Annotated in this window: 17 protein-coding genes and 1 tRNA gene; 14 read left to right on the top strand and 4 right to left on the bottom strand. The window is 71.4% G+C overall.

The window, feature by feature from the left end:
• The first annotated feature begins 240 nt into the window (after positions 1-240).
• The 3 genes from ALMP_RS34375 to ALMP_RS34365 all read left to right on the top strand — a co-directional run bounded on the left by ALMP_RS34375 (position 241) and on the right by ALMP_RS34365 (position 3,092).
• Positions 241-1,278: a chorismate-binding protein gene (locus ALMP_RS34375; RefSeq protein ID WP_264935670.1), complete on the top strand. Its 1,038-nt coding sequence runs from the start codon at positions 241-243 to the stop codon at positions 1,276-1,278.
• Positions 1,279-1,389: 111 nt separating this feature from the next.
• The gene (locus tag ALMP_RS34370; RefSeq protein ID WP_264935669.1) at positions 1,390-2,211 is read left to right on the top strand and encodes an aminotransferase class IV; all 822 of its coding nucleotides are present in this window, start codon (positions 1,390-1,392) and stop codon (positions 2,209-2,211) included.
• A gap of 53 nt (positions 2,212-2,264) precedes the next feature.
• Positions 2,265-3,092, top strand: a complete 828-nt coding sequence (locus ALMP_RS34365; RefSeq protein WP_264935668.1) for a GNAT family N-acetyltransferase — start codon at positions 2,265-2,267, stop codon at positions 3,090-3,092.
• Positions 3,093-3,104: 12 nt separating this feature from the next.
• Here ALMP_RS34365 and ALMP_RS34360 read toward each other — a convergent pair whose 3' ends face one another.
• Positions 3,105-3,647, bottom strand: a complete 543-nt coding sequence (locus ALMP_RS34360; RefSeq protein WP_264935667.1) for a DsbA family protein — start codon at positions 3,645-3,647, stop codon at positions 3,105-3,107.
• Here ALMP_RS34360 and ALMP_RS34355 point away from each other — a divergent pair.
• From ALMP_RS34355 to ALMP_RS34345, 3 genes are all read left to right on the top strand, one after another.
• The gene (locus ALMP_RS34355; protein WP_264935666.1) at positions 3,646-3,801 is read left to right on the top strand and encodes a hypothetical protein; all 156 of its coding nucleotides are present in this window, start codon (positions 3,646-3,648) and stop codon (positions 3,799-3,801) included. The genes ALMP_RS34360 and ALMP_RS34355 overlap by 2 nt on opposite strands.
• Positions 3,802-4,049: 248 nt before the next feature.
• A complete protein-coding gene (locus ALMP_RS34350; RefSeq protein ID WP_264935665.1) occupies positions 4,050-4,493 on the top strand; it encodes a hypothetical protein in 444 nt (147 codons plus the stop codon).
• 195 nt (positions 4,494-4,688) lie between these two features.
• On the top strand, positions 4,689-4,877 hold the full coding sequence (locus tag ALMP_RS34345; RefSeq protein ID WP_264935680.1) for a hypothetical protein: 189 nt from the start codon (positions 4,689-4,691) through the stop codon (positions 4,875-4,877).
• Positions 4,878-5,004: 127 nt separating this feature from the next.
• Here the strand turns inward: ALMP_RS34345 and ALMP_RS34340 are convergent, their stop codons facing one another.
• Complete coding sequence (locus ALMP_RS34340; protein ID WP_264935663.1) at positions 5,005-5,565, bottom strand: CGNR zinc finger domain-containing protein; 561 nt, start codon at positions 5,563-5,565, stop codon at positions 5,005-5,007.
• Between the two features lie 296 nt (positions 5,566-5,861).
• A complete protein-coding gene (locus ALMP_RS34335; protein WP_004002642.1) occupies positions 5,862-6,275 on the bottom strand; it encodes an SsgA family sporulation/cell division regulator in 414 nt (137 codons plus the stop codon).
• 192 nt (positions 6,276-6,467) lie between these two features.
• Between ALMP_RS34335 and ALMP_RS34330 the strand changes: the two genes are divergently transcribed.
• From ALMP_RS34330 to ALMP_RS34295, 8 genes are all read left to right on the top strand, one after another.
• Positions 6,468-6,926 carry a TIGR02611 family protein gene (locus ALMP_RS34330; RefSeq protein ID WP_264935570.1) on the top strand — a complete coding sequence of 153 codons (459 nt, stop codon included), beginning with the start codon at positions 6,468-6,470 and terminating at the stop codon, positions 6,924-6,926.
• Positions 6,927-7,002: 76 nt separating this feature from the next.
• Positions 7,003-7,074, top strand: a tRNA-Val gene (locus tag ALMP_RS34325).
• A gap of 153 nt (positions 7,075-7,227) precedes the next feature.
• Entirely contained in the window at positions 7,228-7,617 is a 390-nt protein-coding gene (locus ALMP_RS34320; protein ID WP_264935568.1) for a hypothetical protein, read from the top strand.
• A gap of 314 nt (positions 7,618-7,931) precedes the next feature.
• Positions 7,932-9,221 carry an ABC transporter substrate-binding protein gene (locus ALMP_RS34315; protein ID WP_264935567.1) on the top strand — a complete coding sequence of 430 codons (1,290 nt, stop codon included), beginning with the start codon at positions 7,932-7,934 and terminating at the stop codon, positions 9,219-9,221.
• The gene (locus ALMP_RS34310) at positions 9,221-10,189 is read left to right on the top strand and encodes a carbohydrate ABC transporter permease (RefSeq protein WP_375803568.1); all 969 of its coding nucleotides are present in this window, start codon (positions 9,221-9,223) and stop codon (positions 10,187-10,189) included. Before ALMP_RS34315 ends, ALMP_RS34310 begins: the two co-directional genes overlap by 1 nt.
• A complete protein-coding gene (locus ALMP_RS34305) occupies positions 10,186-11,079 on the top strand; it encodes a carbohydrate ABC transporter permease (protein WP_264935565.1) in 894 nt (297 codons plus the stop codon). The genes ALMP_RS34310 and ALMP_RS34305 overlap by 4 nt, the downstream gene beginning before the upstream one ends.
• 12 nt (positions 11,080-11,091) lie before the next feature.
• Positions 11,092-11,682: a hypothetical protein gene (locus ALMP_RS34300; protein ID WP_264935563.1), complete on the top strand. Its 591-nt coding sequence runs from the start codon at positions 11,092-11,094 to the stop codon at positions 11,680-11,682.
• A gap of 94 nt (positions 11,683-11,776) precedes the next feature.
• Complete coding sequence (locus ALMP_RS34295; protein ID WP_264935562.1) at positions 11,777-14,515, top strand: Tat pathway signal sequence domain protein; 2,739 nt, start codon at positions 11,777-11,779, stop codon at positions 14,513-14,515.
• A gap of 4 nt (positions 14,516-14,519) precedes the next feature.
• Here ALMP_RS34295 and ALMP_RS34290 read toward each other — a convergent pair whose 3' ends face one another.
• Positions 14,520-16,925 carry an SCO7613 C-terminal domain-containing membrane protein gene (locus tag ALMP_RS34290; RefSeq protein ID WP_375803567.1) on the bottom strand — a complete coding sequence of 802 codons (2,406 nt, stop codon included), beginning with the start codon at positions 16,923-16,925 and terminating at the stop codon, positions 14,520-14,522.
• Between the last annotated feature and the right edge of the window lie 9 nt (positions 16,926-16,934).

Raw genomic sequence — 16,934 nt, 5'->3', positions numbered from 1 at the left:
CGAGGCTCGAACTCGCGACCTCAACCTTGGCAAGGTTGCGCTCTACCAACTGAGCTACGTCCGCTTGTCGTTTCGGTCGGCTTGCGCGTCCCGGCGACGTGTTGAACTCTAGCGGATTCCTGGGCCAGCACAAAAACACGTTTGTGCTGCGTGCTGCGCTGCGTCCCGTCGAAGACCAGCTCAGGGCCCCGCGGGACATCCCCGGACCGCGCCCGGGACACCCGCCCTAGACTCGACACCGTGCTCGACCTCCCTGCTCTCGCCCGCTTCGGTGACCGCGTGGCCACCGGCCTTCTCGACGTCACCGAAGACCCCGCGGCCCTGGACTCCGCCGGTTTCTGGGCCGTTTGCGCCGACTTCGAGGGCCGTCTGGTCTGCGCTCGCTTCGCCGACGTACGGACGCGGCCGGTGCCCGCGCCCGTGCCGGGGGAGTGGCGGGGGCCCGCGGCCGGCGACTGGACGTCGTCCCTCGACCGCGCCGCGTACACCGCCGGGGTGCGCCGTATCCGTGAGTACATCGCGGCCGGCGAGGTCTACCAGGCCAACCTCTGCCGGGTTCTGTCCGCGCCCGTCGCGCCCGACGCCGATGTGGACGCCCTGACCGCGCTGCTGGCCCGCGGCAACCCGGCGCCGTATGCAGGAACGATCCGGCTGCCCGGACACGGGGTGGAGCTGGCCAGCGCGTCTCCCGAGCTGTTCCTGCGCCGGGACGGGCGGGTCGTCGAGTCCGGGCCGATCAAGGGCACCGGGCGCATCGAGGCGGACCTGCTGGAGAAGGACTACGCCGAGAACGTGATGATCGTGGACCTGGTCCGCAACGACATCGGGCGGGTGTGCGCCACGGGCAGCGTGAGCGTCCCCGACCTGTGCGCCGTGGAGAAGCACCCCGGGCTGGTGCATCTCGTGTCGACCGTGCGCGGCGAGCTGCGCGAGGACGCCGGATGGCCGGAGCTGCTCGACGCCGCCTTCCCGCCCGGCTCGGTCACCGGCGCCCCGAAGTCCAGCGCCCTGCGGATCATCGACGAGCTGGAGACCGCGCCCCGGGGCCCGTACTGCGGCGGTATCGGCTGGGTCGACGCCGACCGGGGCACGGGCGCGCTGGCCGTCGGCATCCGCACGTTCTGGATCGACCGCGCGGAAGGCGTGCTGCGCTTCGGCACCGGCGCCGGCATCACCTGGGGCTCGGACCCCGAGGCCGAGTGGCGGGAGACCGAACTGAAGGCGTCCCGGCTGCTCGCGGTAGCGTCGGGAACGTACGAGGTCGATGCGGGACCTTGACACGCGGTGCCGACCAGGGGCCCCTGGCCCCCGGCCGATGCGACGCCCCCGGAACGGACACAAGCCGGTACGGACACAAGAGGCCGGTACGGACACAAGAGGTAGGGATCAGTGAAGCTTTGGCTCGACGGCGGGCTGCAGGACAGCGAGTCCGCCCGTGTCTCCGTCTTCGACCACGGGCTGACCGTGGGCGACGGCATCTTCGAGACCGTGAAGGCGGTGGAGGGCAGGACCTTCGCGCTCACCCGCCATCTCGACCGGCTGACCCGCTCCGCGCGCGGCCTCGGCCTGCCCGACCCGGACCTCGACGAGGTGCGCCGCGCCTGCGCGGCCGTCCTCGAGGCCAACCCGATGCCGCTGGGCCGTCTGCGCATCACCTACACCGGCGGCCACGGCCCGCTCGGCTCCGACCGCGGTGAGCACGGTCCGACCCTCGTCGTCGCCCTGGGCGAGGTCGGCCGCCGTCCCGACTCCACCGCCGTGGTCACGGTCCCGTGGACCCGCAACGAGCGCGGCGCGCTGACCGGCCTGAAGACCACCTCGTACGCCGAGAACGTCCTCGCCCTGGCCCGCGCCCACCGGGACGGCGCCTCCGAGGCGCTGTTCGGCAACACGGTCGGGCAGCTCTGCGAGGGCACCGGGTCGAACGTCTTCGTCGTCCTGGACGGCGAGATCCACACCCCGCCGCTCGCCTCCGGCTGCCTCGCCGGCATCACCCGCGCCCTGGTGGTCGAGTGGACGGGCGCGAAGGAGGCCGACCTGCCGTTGGACGTCCTGGACCGCGCCGACGAAGTCTTCCTCACCTCCACCCTGCGCGACGTCCAGGCCGTGCACCGCGTCGACGGCCGTGAACTGCCGGGCACGGCGGGACCGGTGACCGCCAAGGCCATGCGGATCTTCGAGGAGCGGGCGGGCGAGGACCTCGATCCGTAAAGGCCCGACATATGGGGCTGACCCGGAGCGCGGCAGCGGGTAGAACAGCGGTGATGACCACGACCCTGCGGCCGACCGAGCCGCTCCAGCGCGCCGCCGACGGGGCGCTGTCCCGCCACTACCAGGTGTGCGTGAACGGCCGTCCCGTCGGAGCGGTGCATCTGATGACCCACCCCGTCTTCGGGCCCGGCGTCGCCCGGATCGCCGACCTGCGCATCGAGGAACCCGATCGCGGGCGCGGCCGGGGCACGGTGGCCGCGCTCGCCGCCGAGGAGGTGGCCCGCGGCTGGGGCTGCCGCCGGATCGAACTCAGGGTGCCCGCCGACGCCGGGGCCGCGCTGCGGCTGGTGACGGCCCTCGGCTACGTCCACCGCAACCACGGCCTGCGGAAACCGCTCGGCGACACCGCGTCCGAACTGCCCGCGGGCAGCCGCGGCAGGCCCATGACCGAGGCCGAGTACGGGCCGTGGCTCGACCGAGGGGTCGCGGGCTACGCCCAGGACCTGATCGACCGCGGGGTTCCCGAGGACCAGGCGTGGGGCAAGTCGCGACAGGACTACGGGGTGCTGTCGCCGGCGGGCCTGGCGACGGAGAACATGCTGTTCAGCGTCCTGGAACACCAGGGCACCCCGGTGGGCACCCTGTGGATGGTGTTCCTCGACGACGACAAGGCGTCCGTGTTCGACATCGAGACCGGCGAGGCCTTCCGCGGACGGGGCCACGGCCGCTCCCTCATGCTGCTCGCCGAGGCTCAGGCGATCGCCGCCGGCAGACGCGTCATGGACCTCAACGTCTTCGCGGGCAACACGCCGGCCGAGCGGCTCTACGCCTCCCTCGGCTATGTCCCGGTGGCGCACACGCTGTACAAGTACCTGCTCTGAGGCCGGCCGGCCTCAGCCCTGCTCGGCCAGGAGCCGGTCCGCGATCTCCTCGATGCGGGCGCGCAGGCCCTCCTGGCTCTTGCCGCCGTCGAGCCGCTCGCCGCCGATGACATAGGTCGGGGTGCCGGTGACGCCGATCGCCTTGCCCTCGGCCTGGTCGGCGTCCACGATCAGGATGTGCCGGCCGTCGATGAGCGCGGTGTCGAACTCCTCGGCGTCCAGCCCGAGTTCGCCGGCGATCTCGACCAGGAAGGGTTCTCCCGTACGGTCCAGCTCCTCGACCCGGCCCAGCACCGCCTCGACGTACGGCCAGCCCCGCCCCTGCTCCGCGGCCTCCTCGGCGGCCTGGGCGGCGGCGAAGGCGTGCTTGTGCTTCTCCAGCGGGAAGTGCCGCAGCCGCAGCTCCATCCGGTCGCCGTAGCGCTCGCGCAGGGCGCGCAGATCGTCGAGGGCGGTGCGGCAGTCCGGGCACTGGAGTTCGCACCAGACGTCGAGGACGACGGCGGGTCGGGCGGACGCGGGCGTCGGGGCGGGGGCCGGGGAGGAGTCGCTCATGCCCCCAGTCTCCCAGCAGCTGCCCCGCCGCCCCAATCCGGACCGTCCCGCACCGGTCGTACCGGCCGTACGACCGGGACCGTCCCGCACGGGTGGTGCGACCCGTACGACCCGTACTACCGGGACCGTCCCGCACCGGCCGTACGACCTGTAGACAGGTGGACCGTGCGTCCCTGACCGGCGGGCACCCTGCGCACGAGCCGACCGGCATCGCGCACGAGCCGACCGGCATCGCGCACGAGCCGACCGGCACCTGCGGAGGAGCCGACCCGGAGATGTCCCTGATGTCCGGCCGGAACATGGCCCGGGAGCACCGCTCAGGTGCACGATGGAAGGGACGAGGCGCCGCTTGCGTGGCGCCGAGTCGTCTCTTGCCCGAGTGCGCCGTGTCTGGAGGACCGGATGATTGCCGAGACCGTCTGTTCCGCCGTAGCCGCGGCCGGCCTGGGCGTCGCGGCCGTCACGGCCTGGCGCAAGCGATTCCTGAGCGCGGCCCGGATCGCGGCCTACGCCCTCGTCCCGCTCGGACTCGTGATGACCGGGATCGTCGAGTGGGTCGCCGACACCGCCTTCAGCCCGACCGCCTGGGCCGGCTTCGTCGTGCTCGGCGTGGCGTGGGCGCTCTTCGCGACCACCCGCGCCGTGGAGCGCCGCCGTGGCGGCACCCGCAGGGAGCGCAAGGCCGCGGCCCGCTCCGGGCAGGGCCCGGCGGTGTCCCCGGCCGCCTCGGCGCCCTCCCTGGGCCAGGGCACCCGTCCGGCGGCCGGCCCCGCCGGCGCGCCCCGCGCGAACGCCTCCGAGGACTTCAGCGACATCGAGGCCATCCTGAAGAAGCACGGCATATGACGCGGTGCCGTACCCGCGGCGGTACGGCACCGGGCGCGCACCACGGGTGGGACGGCTCCGCACCCGACGGCACCGCACGCGACGGCGCGGGTCGGAAACGACACAGTCGGGCCGCACACGCGCGCAAGTGATCACGGCTGAAAGCCGACCTCACGGAATCCGGCGCCCACCCGCTCAATCCAGGGTGCTGATCGCGTGGCGCGTACCGCCTGCGTCATCATCGCCCGCGAGATGCTGGACCCGACACAGAGCGACGCCGCGCCGAAGCAGGACGAGCCGCGCGGGTGCCTTTTCGCCCTTTCCCAGCCACCGCTGATGATCTTCCTTGCGGTGATCGGGTGTCTGCTGCTCATGGCCTCGCTGCACGACCTGCTGCTGCTGTGAGCCGTACCCGCGGTTCCCGGCGTCACCCGCCGGGACCGCGTCGGCATCGAGAACCGGCGGGCACGGGGCCGTCCTGAGCGCCGGCACGCCCACAGCGCGCCGGCCCTGACGTACGCCGGGCCCGGCCTCAGCCCGTGGCTTCCTTGCGGCGTGCGCGGTAGGCGGCCACGTGGAGGCGGTTGCCGCAGGTGCGGCTGTCGCAGTAGCGGCGGGAGCGGTTGCGGGAGAGGTCGACGAAGGCGCGCCGGCAGTCCGGGGCCTCGCAGCGCCGCAGTCGTTCCTGCTCGCCGGCCACCACGAAGAACGCCAGCGCCATGCCGCAGTCCGCCGCCAGGTGGTCCGCGACGGAGGCGCCGGGCGCGAAGTAGTGCACGTGCCAGTCGTAACCGTCGTGGTCGGTGAGGCGGGGTGTGGTGCCCGCGGCGGCGACCAGCTCGTTGATCAGTCCGGCGGCGGTGCGGGCGTCCGGCGCCGCGAAGATCCCCGCGAACCGCCCGCGGATCTTGCGCACCGCGGACAGGTCGAACTCGGAGAGGATCCCGACGTCACTGATTTCGTGCTTTCGTACGAAATCCGCGAGGGTGGCCACATCGGGCAGCCCGTCGGGCGAGGTGTCGTCGTCCGGTGCGGTGTTGACCAGATCCACCACGGCGTCGAGCGAACACCGGGTGTCGTGGGTGATCAGCACGTTTCGCTCCCTGGCCTGGGGGTCGGGCGGGCGCCCGCCGATGCTGGCCGATGGTAGCCGCACCGGGCTCTTGAGCCACGGGTGGTCATCACCCGGACAACCGGGCACCTGCGGGTCCCGCTCGCCGGCGCGGCGGCGAACGGACCCGCAGGGGGGCCGTCACGGCTCTTCGGACGCGCGTCGGCGCCGTGCCACGGGTGTTCGTGGCACGGCGCCGACTCCTGCCCTATGCGGTTGTCCTGGCCCGAGCCGTCTCCCCGAGTGGACGGCGCCGGGCGGCTCAGCGGGAGCCCGTCCTAGCTTTCCGCCAGGATGTGCGAGAGCTCCTGATCGAGGTCGAAGTGACGGTGCTCGGTGCCCGGGGGCACGGCCGCGTCCGTCCGCTTCAGGAAGGATTCCAGGGCCCGCGCCGGGGCCTCGAGCAGAGCCTCGCCCTCCGGAGAGCTCAGGGCGATGCAGACGACGCCCTGACCGTGGCTGCGCGACGGCCAGACGCGGACGTCGCCGGTGCCGGTGGGCCGGTGCAGACCCTCGGCGAGGAGGTCGCGGGCGAACACCCACTCGACGGTCTCCTCGGCTCCGGTGTGGAAGGTGGCGTGCACGGCGTAGGGGTCGGCCGTGTCGTACCGCAGGCCTGCGGGGACAGGCAGGGAGGACTCGCTCGACACAACGAGGCGCAGGTGCAGCTCGCAGCTGACCGTGGTGTTCATAAGCGCCAGGGCCTTTCGCTCAGTGTGCGCTCGGGGATTCGCACGTCGGCCAAATCGACATGCCACCTACGGTGCCGTTGTAAACCCCTCTGAGGGTTTTGCGTGCGTTTACGTAACTCTTCCGGCCGAGAGAGTGTTCGCCTACTACCACCATTACGGTGACCGGCAATCTCTCGGGTAGGGTTTGGCCGTATGAATACGGGGAGTGACGAGCCGGGCGAGGTAGCCATGGCGGCGGACGACGCGAAGACGGACAGGGCGACGGAGGAGCAGGAGCAGGGGCTCGGCTCCCGGGCGCCGGAGTTCATCAAGGCGCGCCGCATACTGCACCTGAGCTGGCAGGTCGGCATTTTCATCGTGGGCCTCGCGGTGGTGGTGGCCGGCATTATCATGCTGCCGCTGCCCGGACCGGGCTGGGTGGTGATCTTCGGCGGCATGGCCATCTGGGCGACCGAGTTCGTCTGGGCCCAGTTGGTGCTGCGCTGGACCAAGCGCAAGGTCACCGAGGCGGCGCAGCGTGCCCTCGACCCCAAGGTGCGGCGCCGCAACATCATCCTGACCTCGATCGGGCTCGTGATCATCGGCGTCATCGTGGGCATCTACCTGTGGAAGTTCGGCCTCGTGATGCCGTGGAAGATCAAGAACCAGTGAGCGGCGGCGGGCGCGGGGATCGGCCACCGGTGGTCACAGGTACCCCCTGACATGGGGTAATGTTCTTCCTGCGTCCGGGCGATTAGCTCAGTGGGAGAGCGCTTCGTTCACACCGAAGAGGTCACTGGTTCGAACCCAGTATCGCCCACCCGGAACGGCGGCCCGTCTGTGAGAGCAGACGGGCCGCCGTCGTTGTGCGAGGCCGGCCGGGCCGACGCGCCCCACGGTCGGCCGGCTGCTGCCGCCGGGTGACGGCCGGCCCCGGCATGTGCTGCGGAGGAAGGTCTCAGAAGAAGTTCTCATGGGGATTGAGCTGGAACTTCACTCGCGGCGGCCCGCGCGAAAGGGATCATCCGCGGACACCCTGCTGCGCGCGTCCTACCAGCACGGCGAGGCCCTGGCACGGGTGCTGGGCGCGCTCGACGGGCACCGCTCGGGCGGGCGCGGCACGCATCGCTCGGGCGCCCTGGACGCGCTCGACCGGCACAGCTCGGGCGGCCTCCGCCGGGTGGATCCCTACGGCGACACGTTCTTCGGCGAGCACGAGGCCCGAGCCGCCCGGGACGAGGCCGTCGCCCTGGCGCGACGGTGCGCCGACGAGCGGCGCAGGGCCGCCCTGCTCGATCTCGCCGAGCTGCTCGAGGCGTGCGCGACGACGCCGGGCAGCTACCTGTGGTGCAGGGGTGACTAGCCCCTGACGTCACAGCAACCACTTCCGCACCACCACCAACCCCCCATCCTTCATCCGGATTTCAGTCGCCCCGGCCGGCGCTCCACACCCCCCACCAGCGTCCGGATCCCCGAACAACCGCCCCCCACCTGCGACTTCACCCCGTAACCACCGCGGCCCTCACCTGACGCGGCGACAACTCCCGGCAGCCGCCCGGCAAGAAATTCCTGTCCGAATCATTGACGCTCCCTCAACCCCCTCGTACCTTGTGCCAGCAAGCGCTTTCTTGAAACGATTCATGCAAGCGGCGACGACGCCGCGGGGAGGGCCCGACTGTGGGAACCAGCAGGAATGTTGAGAGACGGACGATCCTGAAGGCGGCCGGGGCCTCGGCGGCCACGCTGGGGCTGGCCGCCACGACCGGCTGTGGCGGGAACGGCGGCACCTCCGCCGACGGAACGGTGACGATCCGTTACTCCTGGTGGGGCGCGGACGAGCGGGCGAAGCGGATCAACCAGTCCATCGCGCTGTTCGAGAAGAAGTACCCGAAGATCAAGGTGAAGACGGACTTCCAGGACTACGTCGCATACTGGGAGAAGTTCCAGACGCAGGCCGCCGGTGGAAATCCGCCGGACGTATTCCAGAACGCCGTTGGATTTCTTCGGAAGTACGACAAGCGCGGCATCCTGCTGGACCTCAAGTCGCAGATCGACGCGGGAAATCTGAGCGTCGACAACTTCCGCGCGGGTGTCGTCTCGGTCGGTGAGGTGGACGGCAAGCAGCTGGGCATTCCCGTCGGCTCCAACACCATGGCACTGGTCATCGACAAGAAGGTCTTCCAGAAGGCGGGCGTCACGCCGCAGCCCGGCTGGACCTGGGACGAGTACTTCAAGGCCCTGAAGACCATCTACGACAAGACGAAGATCCCCGGGGACACCGGCTACTTCAGCATCATGTACCTCTACGACCTGTACCTCCGTCAGAACGGCAAGGCGTTCTTCACCAAGGACGGCCTCGGATTCGACAAGGCCGACCTGACGGAGTGGTGGACCGACGGCTACAACCGCGTCAAGGCCGGCATCATCACCGACCCGAAGGTCGTCGCGCAGGACCGCCCGAAGTCGTCCGTCACGGCCGTGCACGGCGCCTCGGAATTCACCTGGGACAACTTCACCGTGCGCTACACGGCCGAGGGCACCAGCGAATACGGCCTCGCGCCGATCCCCACCATGGACGGCAAGAACACCGGCCAGTACCTCGCCTCCCTGATGCTGAGCGCCTCAGCGCGCACCCAGCACCCGAAGGAGGTCGCCCAGTTCATCAACTTCATGGTCCACGACCCCGAGGTCGGCAAGATCATGGGGTACGACCGCGGCATCCTCGCCAGCACCGAGCAGTACGAGGCGTACAAGCCGAGCGACGCCGTCGGCAAGGAGATCGCGAAGTACGAGGAGGACACGGCCAAGGCGGGTGTCCTCGGGAAGATCACCCCGCACCCGTCCGGCGCCGACACCTCCGAGGCCGCCTTCCTGCGCATCGGCGGTGACATGAGTCTCGGCAAGGTGAAGGTCGCCGACGCGGTGAAGATGTTCTTCGACGAGTCCGAGGCCGCTTTCCAAGCCTGATGGGAACCACTGTGACGCTCGTCAAGGAGTCTCCGCTCGACACCCGCACGGCACCCGCCGCCGGCCCCGCCGCCGTCAAGCGGCGGGGCCGCCGCGAGAATTTCGCCGGCTACCTCTTCATGTCCCCGTGGATCGCGGGCTTTCTGCTGCTGACCGCGGGCCCGATGGCGGCCTCCCTGTACTTCGCCTTCACCGACTACAACCTCTTCAACAGCCCGCGGTGGATCGGCTTCGACAACTTCACCAAGATGTTCGACGATCCGCGCTGGCAGAGGTCGGTCGAGGTCACGGCGAAGTACGTGGTCATCGGTACACCGCTGAAGCTGCTGCTCGCGCTCGGCGTCGCCCTGCTGCTCGCGCAGAGCCGGCGTGGACAGGCCTTCTACCGGGCCGCGTTCTACGCGCCCTCGCTGATCGGCGCGAGCGTCTCCGTCGCGTTCGTCTGGCGCTCGATCTTCTCCGACGACGCCATCGTGGACCGCTCGATGTCCTTCCTCGGCATTCACAGCGGCGGCTGGGTCGGCGACCCCGACTGGATCCTCTACTGTCTGGTCGCCCTGACCGTCTGGCAGTTCGGCGCGCCGATGGTCATCTTCCTGGCGGGCCTGAAGCAGGTGCCGAGGGAGCTGTACGAGGCCGCCGAGATGGACGGCGCCGGCCCCTTCCGCAGGTTCTGGAGCATCACGCTCCCGATGATCTCCCCGGTGCTGTTCTTCAACGTCCTGCTGGAGACCATCCACTCGTTCCAGATCTTCGGCTCCGCGTACGTCGTCTCCAACACGTACTGCGGGCCGGCCGACGCCACGCTCGTCTACACCTGCTACCTGTACCAGCAGGGCTTCAAGAACGCGCAGATGGGCTTCGCCTCCGCGATGGCCTGGATGCTGCTGCTCGCCGTCGCCCTGGTCACGGCCGTCCTCTTCTGGTCGCAGAAGAAGTGGGTGCACTACGAGGAGGACGCCCGATGAGCGCCACCACGACCACCACCCCGCCCGCCGTCGACCGGCCGCGCGGCCTCGGCCGCAAGCGCGCCGGCTCGCTCGCCTGGCACATCGGCTCCCTGCTGGTCCTCGCGGTCGTCCTCTACCCCGTCCTGTGGGTCATCGGTGCCTCGTTCAAGCCCAGCAAGGACATCATCAACAGTCTGAACCTGTTCCCGGCCGACCCCATCCTGGCGAACTTCAAGGGCCTCGCCGACGGCATCGCCGACATCTCGATCTGGACCTTCTTCCAGAACTCCCTGATCTACTCGCTCGGCTCGGTCGCCGGCATCCTGATCTCCTGCTCGCTGACGGCGTACGCCTTCGCCAAGATCAAGTTCGCGGGCCGGAACCTGATGTTCACCCTGATGATCGGCACCCTGCTGCTGCCGTACCACGTGCTGCTGATCCCGCAGTACGTGATGTTCCAGAAGATGGAGCTGATCAACACCTACGTCCCGCTGCTGATCGGCAAGTACCTGGCCACGGAGGCGTTCTTCGTCTTCCTCATGGTGCAGTTCATGCGGAACCTGCCGAAGGAGCTGGACGAGGCCGCCCGGATCGACGGCTGCGGGCATCTGCGGATCTACTGGTCGATCGTGATGCCGCTGTGCCGTCCGGCGCTCATCACCAGCGCGATCTTCACCTTCATCAACGCCTGGAACGACTTCATGGGCCCGCTGATCTACCTCAACGAGCCCGGCAAGTACACCGTCTCCCTCGGCATGATGATGTTCCGCGACTCCGACGGCGTCGCCGCGAACTACGGCGGGCTGATCGCCATGTCGCTGGTCGCGCTGCTGCCGGTGCTGCTGTTCTTCCTCGCCTTCCAGCGGTACCTCATCGACGGTATGGCGACCTCCGGACTGAAGGGCTGAGGAGGGCCGGCGATGGCCGAAGCACGTGTGAAGGTCCGCAAGGAGTCCGTCTTCGCCGAACGGTTCGGCGTGTTCGCCGAGTGCCTGCTCACCGGGGTGTGGATCGCGGTGGCCTCGCTCGGGGTCGTCACCTACCCGGCCGCCTTCGCCGCGGGGGCCCGGCACCTGCGCCGTCGTACCGCCCACCAGGGCGGTGGGTGGCGGGAGTTCGTCGCCGACTTCCGGGCGGCGGTGCGCGGGGGATGGGTCGTCGGGGTCGCGGGGTGGGCGGCGGTGGCCGTGGCCTGGGTCGACGTCCAGGCCGCGCGGGCCGGGATCCCCGGCGGGCCGCTCGTCGGGGCCGTCGGACTGTTCGCACTCATCGGGTGCGCGGTCGCGGGCATGCGCGCCGCCGCCGTGTGGACCCCGGACGACTCCTGGCGCGCTCTGCTCGCGCGGGCGGGCCGCCGTACCGTGCTCGACCCCGCGGGGTCCTTCCTGCTCACCGCCGGACTGGCCGTCGTGGCCCTGTCCGGGTGGTTCATCGCGCCGCTCGCGGTCCCCGTGCTCGGGGCCGTCGCGGCGGCGGCCGTCGCCGTCGAGGAGCGCTACCGGCACCGCTGACCGGCGGTGCCCTCTCCCCAGGTCGGCGCCCCGGGCGCCGCACCTCCCTCTGTCATGCCCTTGGCAACCTGAACCCGCACGGAAAGGACAGGCCATGTCCCCCATCCCCCGCAGGTCCCTGCTCAAGGCGGCGGCCGTCGCCGGAGCCGCCGCACAGTTCAGCTGGGCGCTGGGCAGCAAGGACGCGCAGGCCGCGCCGAGAGCCGACACCGCGGACGCGGAACCGGTGACCCTGGACTGGCTGGAGGACGGCGGCCTCGGCGCGGCCCCCGGCTCCACGCTCGGCGTGCCCTGGCCGATGGGCCTCTACCAGGAGGACCAGACCTTCGCGCTGACCGACGCCGACGGCAAGGCCGTCCCCGTCCAGTCCTGGCCCATCGCCTACTGGCCGGACGGGTCGCTGAAGTGGACCGCCCACGCGGTCAGCTCGGGCGACGGCAAGCTCACCCTCACCGCCGGCACGGCCGCCAAGCCCGTCAAGAAGGTCACCGTCGACAAGAGCGGCGGCACCATCGACGTGTCGACCGGTGTCATCACCGCGAAGATCGGCAAGTCCGGGGCCACGATCATCAAGTCCGTCACCCGCGGCTCCACCGAGATCGCCAGGAACGGCCGGCTGGTCCTGATCCGCCAGCCCGAGATCGAGGACGAGGACCAGGGCACGGTCAAGACCGAGCGCTTCGACGGCGCCATCTCCGCGGTCGCCGTGGAGCAGGACGGCCCGGTCCGCGCGGTCGTCCGTATCGACGGCAAGCACCGCAAGGGAAGCCGCAGCTGGCTGCCCTTCTCGATCCGCCTCTACTTCTACGCGGGCGCCGACTCCTTCCGCATGGTGCACACCATCACCTACGACGGCACGCAGGAGCCCGGCAAGGCCAGCGGTGACTTCATCCGCGGCCTCGGCGTCCGCTTCTCCGTGCCGATGCGCGACCAGTCCTACGACCGGCACATCCGCATCGGCGGCGAGGGCACCGGTCTGCTGCGCGAGGCCGTCAAAGGCATCACCGGCCTGCGCCGCGACCCGGGCGCGGCCGTCCAGGCGGCCCAGTACGAGGGCAAGAAGCTGCCCGACCCCGCCACCTGGGACCAGCGGGTGACGACCCGGCTCCAGTACATCCCCGAGTGGGGCGACTACACCCTCTCCCAGCTCTCCGCCGACGGCTTCACCCTGCGCAAGCGCACCAAGAAGGGCTACGGCTGGATCGCCGCCGGCGGCGGCAGGCGGGCCTCCGGCTTCGGCTACGTCGGCGGGGTGAGCGGCGGGTTCTCCTTCGGTCTCAGGGACTTCTGGGAGAGCCACCCCTCCCAGCTCGACATCCGCGACGCCCACACCGACGAGGCCGAGGTCACCCTCTGGCTCTGGTCGCCCGAGGCACAGCCCATGGACCTGCGCTTCTACCACGACGGCATGGGCCAGGACACCTTCCCCGAGCAGCTCGAAGGCCTCAACATCACCTACGAGGACTACGAGCCCGGCTTCGGCACCCCCTACGGGATCGCCCGTACCTCCGAACTCCTCTTCTGGGCCAACGAGTCCACCCCGAGCCCCGACGAGCTCGCCCAGCAGGTCGAGGCCGTCCGGGTGCTGCCGCAGCTCGCCGCCCCGCCCAAGCAGCTCATCAAGGCCAAGGTCTTCGGCCCCGGCCTGTACTCCGAGCCCGACCGCTCCACCCCCGCCAAGGCCAAGATCGAGGACCACCTCGACTTCCTCTTCACCTACTACAAGGACCAGGTGGAGCAGCGCCGGTGGTACGGCTTCTGGGACTACGGCGACATCATGCACACCTACGACACCGTCCGGCACCAGTGGCGCTACGACATCGGCGGCTACGCCTGGGACAACTCCGAACTCTCGCCGGACCTCTGGCTGTGGTTCGCGTACCTGCGCTCCGGCCGCGCGGACATCTTCCGCTTCGCCGAGGCCATGACCCGGCACACCGGCGAGGTCGACGTCTACCACATCGGCCAGTGGGCGGGCCTCGGCACCCGGCACGGCGTCCAGCACTACGCCGACAGCGCCAAGCAGCAGCGCATCGCCAACACCACCTACCGCCGCTACTACTACTTCCTCACGGCGGACGAGCGGGTCGGCGACCTCATGCACGCCAACGTCGACTCCGACGAGACGTTCCTCGTCCTCGACCCGATCCGCAAGATCCGCACCGAGCCGTACACCCCCGACCGGCACGCCCTGTCGATCGGCTTCGGCACCGACTGGAGCGGCCTGGTGTCGGCCTGGCTCACGGAGTGGGAGCGCAAGGGCCCGAAGTGGGAGAAGGCCAAGGCGCGCGTGCTGTCGACCATGGAGACCATCGCCGCCCAGCCCAACGGCTTCGTCCAGGGCACCGGTCTGTACGACCTGGACACCGGGAAGTTCGCCATCGCCGACAAGCCGGTCGTCAGCGTCTCGCACCTCTCCGCCGTCTTCGGCCTCAACGAGCTGTGCGCCGAGCTGATCCACCTCGTCGACATGCCGAAGTTCAACGAGGCCTACTACGACTACTGCCGCTACTTCAACGCGACCAAGGCAGAGCAGGCGGCCCGCTACGGCTCCAACTTCGGCACCCTGCTGCTCTTCCAGGGCCACTCACGTCTGGACGCCTTCGCCGCCGTGAAGACCGGCGACGAGAAGCTCGCCAAGCGGGCCTGGGAGAAGTTCTACAACTCCGACGGCTACAAGGAGTCCGCGCCGTGGCGGACGGAGCCGCTGAGCGGCCCCGCCGCCCTCGTCCCGGGCAGCGAGGCCACCTGGGTGTCCACCAACGACACCGCGCTCTACGGCCTCGCCGCCATCGAGAACCTGGCCCTGCTCGGCGACAAGATGCCTTCCTAGGCGGCTAGCTCATCCTCCCCAGGACCTCCCGCGCCCGTCGGACGTCCCGGATCCGCCGCTCGTACGTCGCACCGACCGCGAGCAGCAGGAGCCCGGCGAGCGCGGGAGGCGCCCAGCGGGGGAGCGCGTCGGCCACTTGCACCAGGTACGGGGCCAGCTCGTGCAGAGCGTCCAGGACCAGCACCGAGCCGCCGAGGACCAGCGGTGCCTGGAGGCGGTGCCGGGCGCCCAGCAGCGTGACCAGCAGGGCGGCCGCGCCGAGCAGCAGCGGGCGCGTCCACTGCGGATCGCCCCAGGCCGCGAGGAGGCTCGGCACGAGCGTGGCGGCGAGCCCGGGACCGTACGCCGTCCAGGACGACGTCCGCGGCTCACGGCGGCGCAGCCGGACACCGACCAGGAGCGCCGGCACGGTCACCGGGACCGTGTACGCCTCCGGGACGGTGACGTCCCAGGCGGCGAGCCTGACCCAGGCGGCCAGGACGAACAGGACGGCCGCCGCCCAGCCGACCGGCCGGCGGTCGGCACGGACCGCCGTGCCCGCGGCGATCACCCCGCCCAGGCCCAGCACCAGCGCCAGCATCGGCGGATCGACGACCGTGAGACCCACGGCGAGCAGACCGGCGACGGCCCCCGTCACCTCCACCGGCACGGTCGCCGGGGACGCGCCGAGCCGGGCGGCGAGCAGCGCCGCCGCCACCGGCACCACGAGGACCAGCACGGCGGTGTGCTGCGGCTGCCAGCCCGCCGCCGCACCCGTCGCGCAGGCCAGCACCACGGCGTGCGCCAGCGCGGCCGGGGCCAGGACCGGCGTGAGACGCGGCCGCGCCGCCGCCGTCACGAACAGCGCGATCAGCGCCGACGACACGGTCAGGGTCGCGCTCCGGGTGGCCAGGGAGAGCAGGGCGAGGTGCAGCGAGGTGGCCGGCGCCAGGACGGCGGCGGTCCACGGCACCGGCAGGAAGACCGCCACCGCCACCAGCGCGCCCAGGAACAACAGCGTGACGGTGTAGGGCAGTTCGAGCACCGCCGGCAGCGCCACGCCCGCCGCCCAGGCCAGCCCCAGCGCGCCGGTCAGCGCCCGAGGACGCCAGGTCTCGTGGCGCACGGCCAGCGCGAGCACCACCGCCACGACCACCAGGACGACCAGCGCCTGTGTCCCGTACGGCGGCCACGGCGTGTGGACGGTCACCGCCGCCCGGGCGTCCGACGGCGCGCCCGTCCAGGGCCGCTCGACCCAGCCGAGCGGACCGCACGCCGTGACGACGACCAGCGGCACCGCCCACAGCACCGCGAGCGCCTGCACCGCGGCCGAGGCCCGGAAAAGGCCCTGCCGCACCGGCTCGGGCAGCCGGCCCCGGACCGCGGCCGACAGAGCGACACCGCAGGCCAGGTGGGCGGGGACGGCCCAGCCGGCGGGCAGCGACGCCCGCAGCACGCCGCCGCCCGCGATCACCAGCAGCAGACCGCCCGTGAGCGCCGTACCCACCACGAGGGCGGCCAAGTCCCGGGCGACGCCCGGCCCGGCGGCGGGGCGGGTCAGCCGCCAGGACGCGCCCAGCGCGACGGCCGCCGCGAGGATCAGGAGCGCCGCCGCACGGGCGGCGGCGCTCGGACCGGAGGCCGTCCAGGACAGCCACCCGGCCGTCAGTACGCCCCCGCCGCCCAGGCCGTACGCGCCGACGGCGGCGGTGATCCGCACGGGCCGGACGGTGACGCCCAGCGCGACCACCGCGTCGAGCGCCGCCGTCACCAGCAGCGCCGCCGCGACGCCGTACAGCTCCGCGTCCGTCGCGAACGCCCACAAGGGAAGGGGCAGTTGGGCCGCGAGCAGCGCGGCGGGCAGGGGCAGGCGCAGCGTGCCGAGGGCACGGCCGTACGCCGCCCACAGGGCCGCCAGCACGGCCGACGCCGCGGCCGCGTACCCCGTGCCGTCCACGGAGGCGAGGGCGACCTCGTGCAGGGCGTAGGCGTCCAGCACCGTCAGCGCCAGCCCCAGGCCCGCCACCGACTCCGCCGTCGAGCGCAGCCCGCGCCGTAGCAGCGCCACCGGCGCGGCGAGCACCGCCAGCGTCAGCGAGCCGAGCACCAGCGACCGCCCGGCGATCCCCAGGTGACCCCAGCTGACCAGCGTGAACGCCACCGCCGCGATGGTGAGCAGCACACCGCCGAGCAGCAGCAGGACGTTCTGGACGCGCGGGGCGCTCGCCTCCACGGGCGGTGCGGTACGGGGCGGCCGCGTCGGCTGCGACGCCTGCTGGAGGGCGGCGAGCAACCAGGCGCGGCGCGCCAGCAACTGGGCCCGGCGGGCATCCAGCTGCCACAGCTCGGCATCCAGGAGCCGCAGCTCCTCGGCCGGGGACGGAGAAGACGTCATGGCTCGCAGTGTGGTCCGGGTCACGCCGTGCGGCATGAGTGCGGG

It is taken from the genome of Streptomyces sp. A012304 (genome assembly GCF_026008495.1).
GTDB lineage: Bacteria > Actinomycetota > Actinomycetes > Streptomycetales > Streptomycetaceae > Streptomyces.
This window is presented reverse-complemented; position numbering and strand designations above follow the sequence as displayed.

Coding starts and splice junctions, on each gene's coding strand:
- ALMP_RS34365 (WP_264935668.1), top strand. CDS start 2,265: ATGACCACGACCCTGCGGCCGACCGAGCCGCTCCAGCGCGCCGCCGAC.
- ALMP_RS34355 (WP_264935666.1), top strand. CDS start 3,646: ATGCCCCCAGTCTCCCAGCAGCTGCCCCGCCGCCCCAATCCGGACCGT.
- ALMP_RS34360 (WP_264935667.1), bottom strand. CDS start 3,647: ATGAGCGACTCCTCCCCGGCCCCCGCCCCGACGCCCGCGTCCGCCCGA.
- ALMP_RS34350 (WP_264935665.1), top strand. CDS start 4,050: ATGATTGCCGAGACCGTCTGTTCCGCCGTAGCCGCGGCCGGCCTGGGC.
- ALMP_RS34335 (WP_004002642.1), bottom strand. CDS start 6,275: ATGAACACCACGGTCAGCTGCGAGCTGCACCTGCGCCTCGTTGTGTCG.
- ALMP_RS34330 (WP_264935570.1), top strand. CDS start 6,468: ATGAATACGGGGAGTGACGAGCCGGGCGAGGTAGCCATGGCGGCGGAC.
- ALMP_RS34320 (WP_264935568.1), top strand. CDS start 7,228: ATGGGGATTGAGCTGGAACTTCACTCGCGGCGGCCCGCGCGAAAGGGA.
- ALMP_RS34310 (WP_375803568.1), top strand. CDS start 9,221: ATGGGAACCACTGTGACGCTCGTCAAGGAGTCTCCGCTCGACACCCGC.
- ALMP_RS34305 (WP_264935565.1), top strand. CDS start 10,186: ATGAGCGCCACCACGACCACCACCCCGCCCGCCGTCGACCGGCCGCGC.
- ALMP_RS34300 (WP_264935563.1), top strand. CDS start 11,092: ATGGCCGAAGCACGTGTGAAGGTCCGCAAGGAGTCCGTCTTCGCCGAA.
- ALMP_RS34295 (WP_264935562.1), top strand. CDS start 11,777: ATGTCCCCCATCCCCCGCAGGTCCCTGCTCAAGGCGGCGGCCGTCGCC.
- ALMP_RS34290 (WP_375803567.1), bottom strand. CDS start 16,925: ATGCCGCACGGCGTGACCCGGACCACACTGCGAGCCATGACGTCTTCT.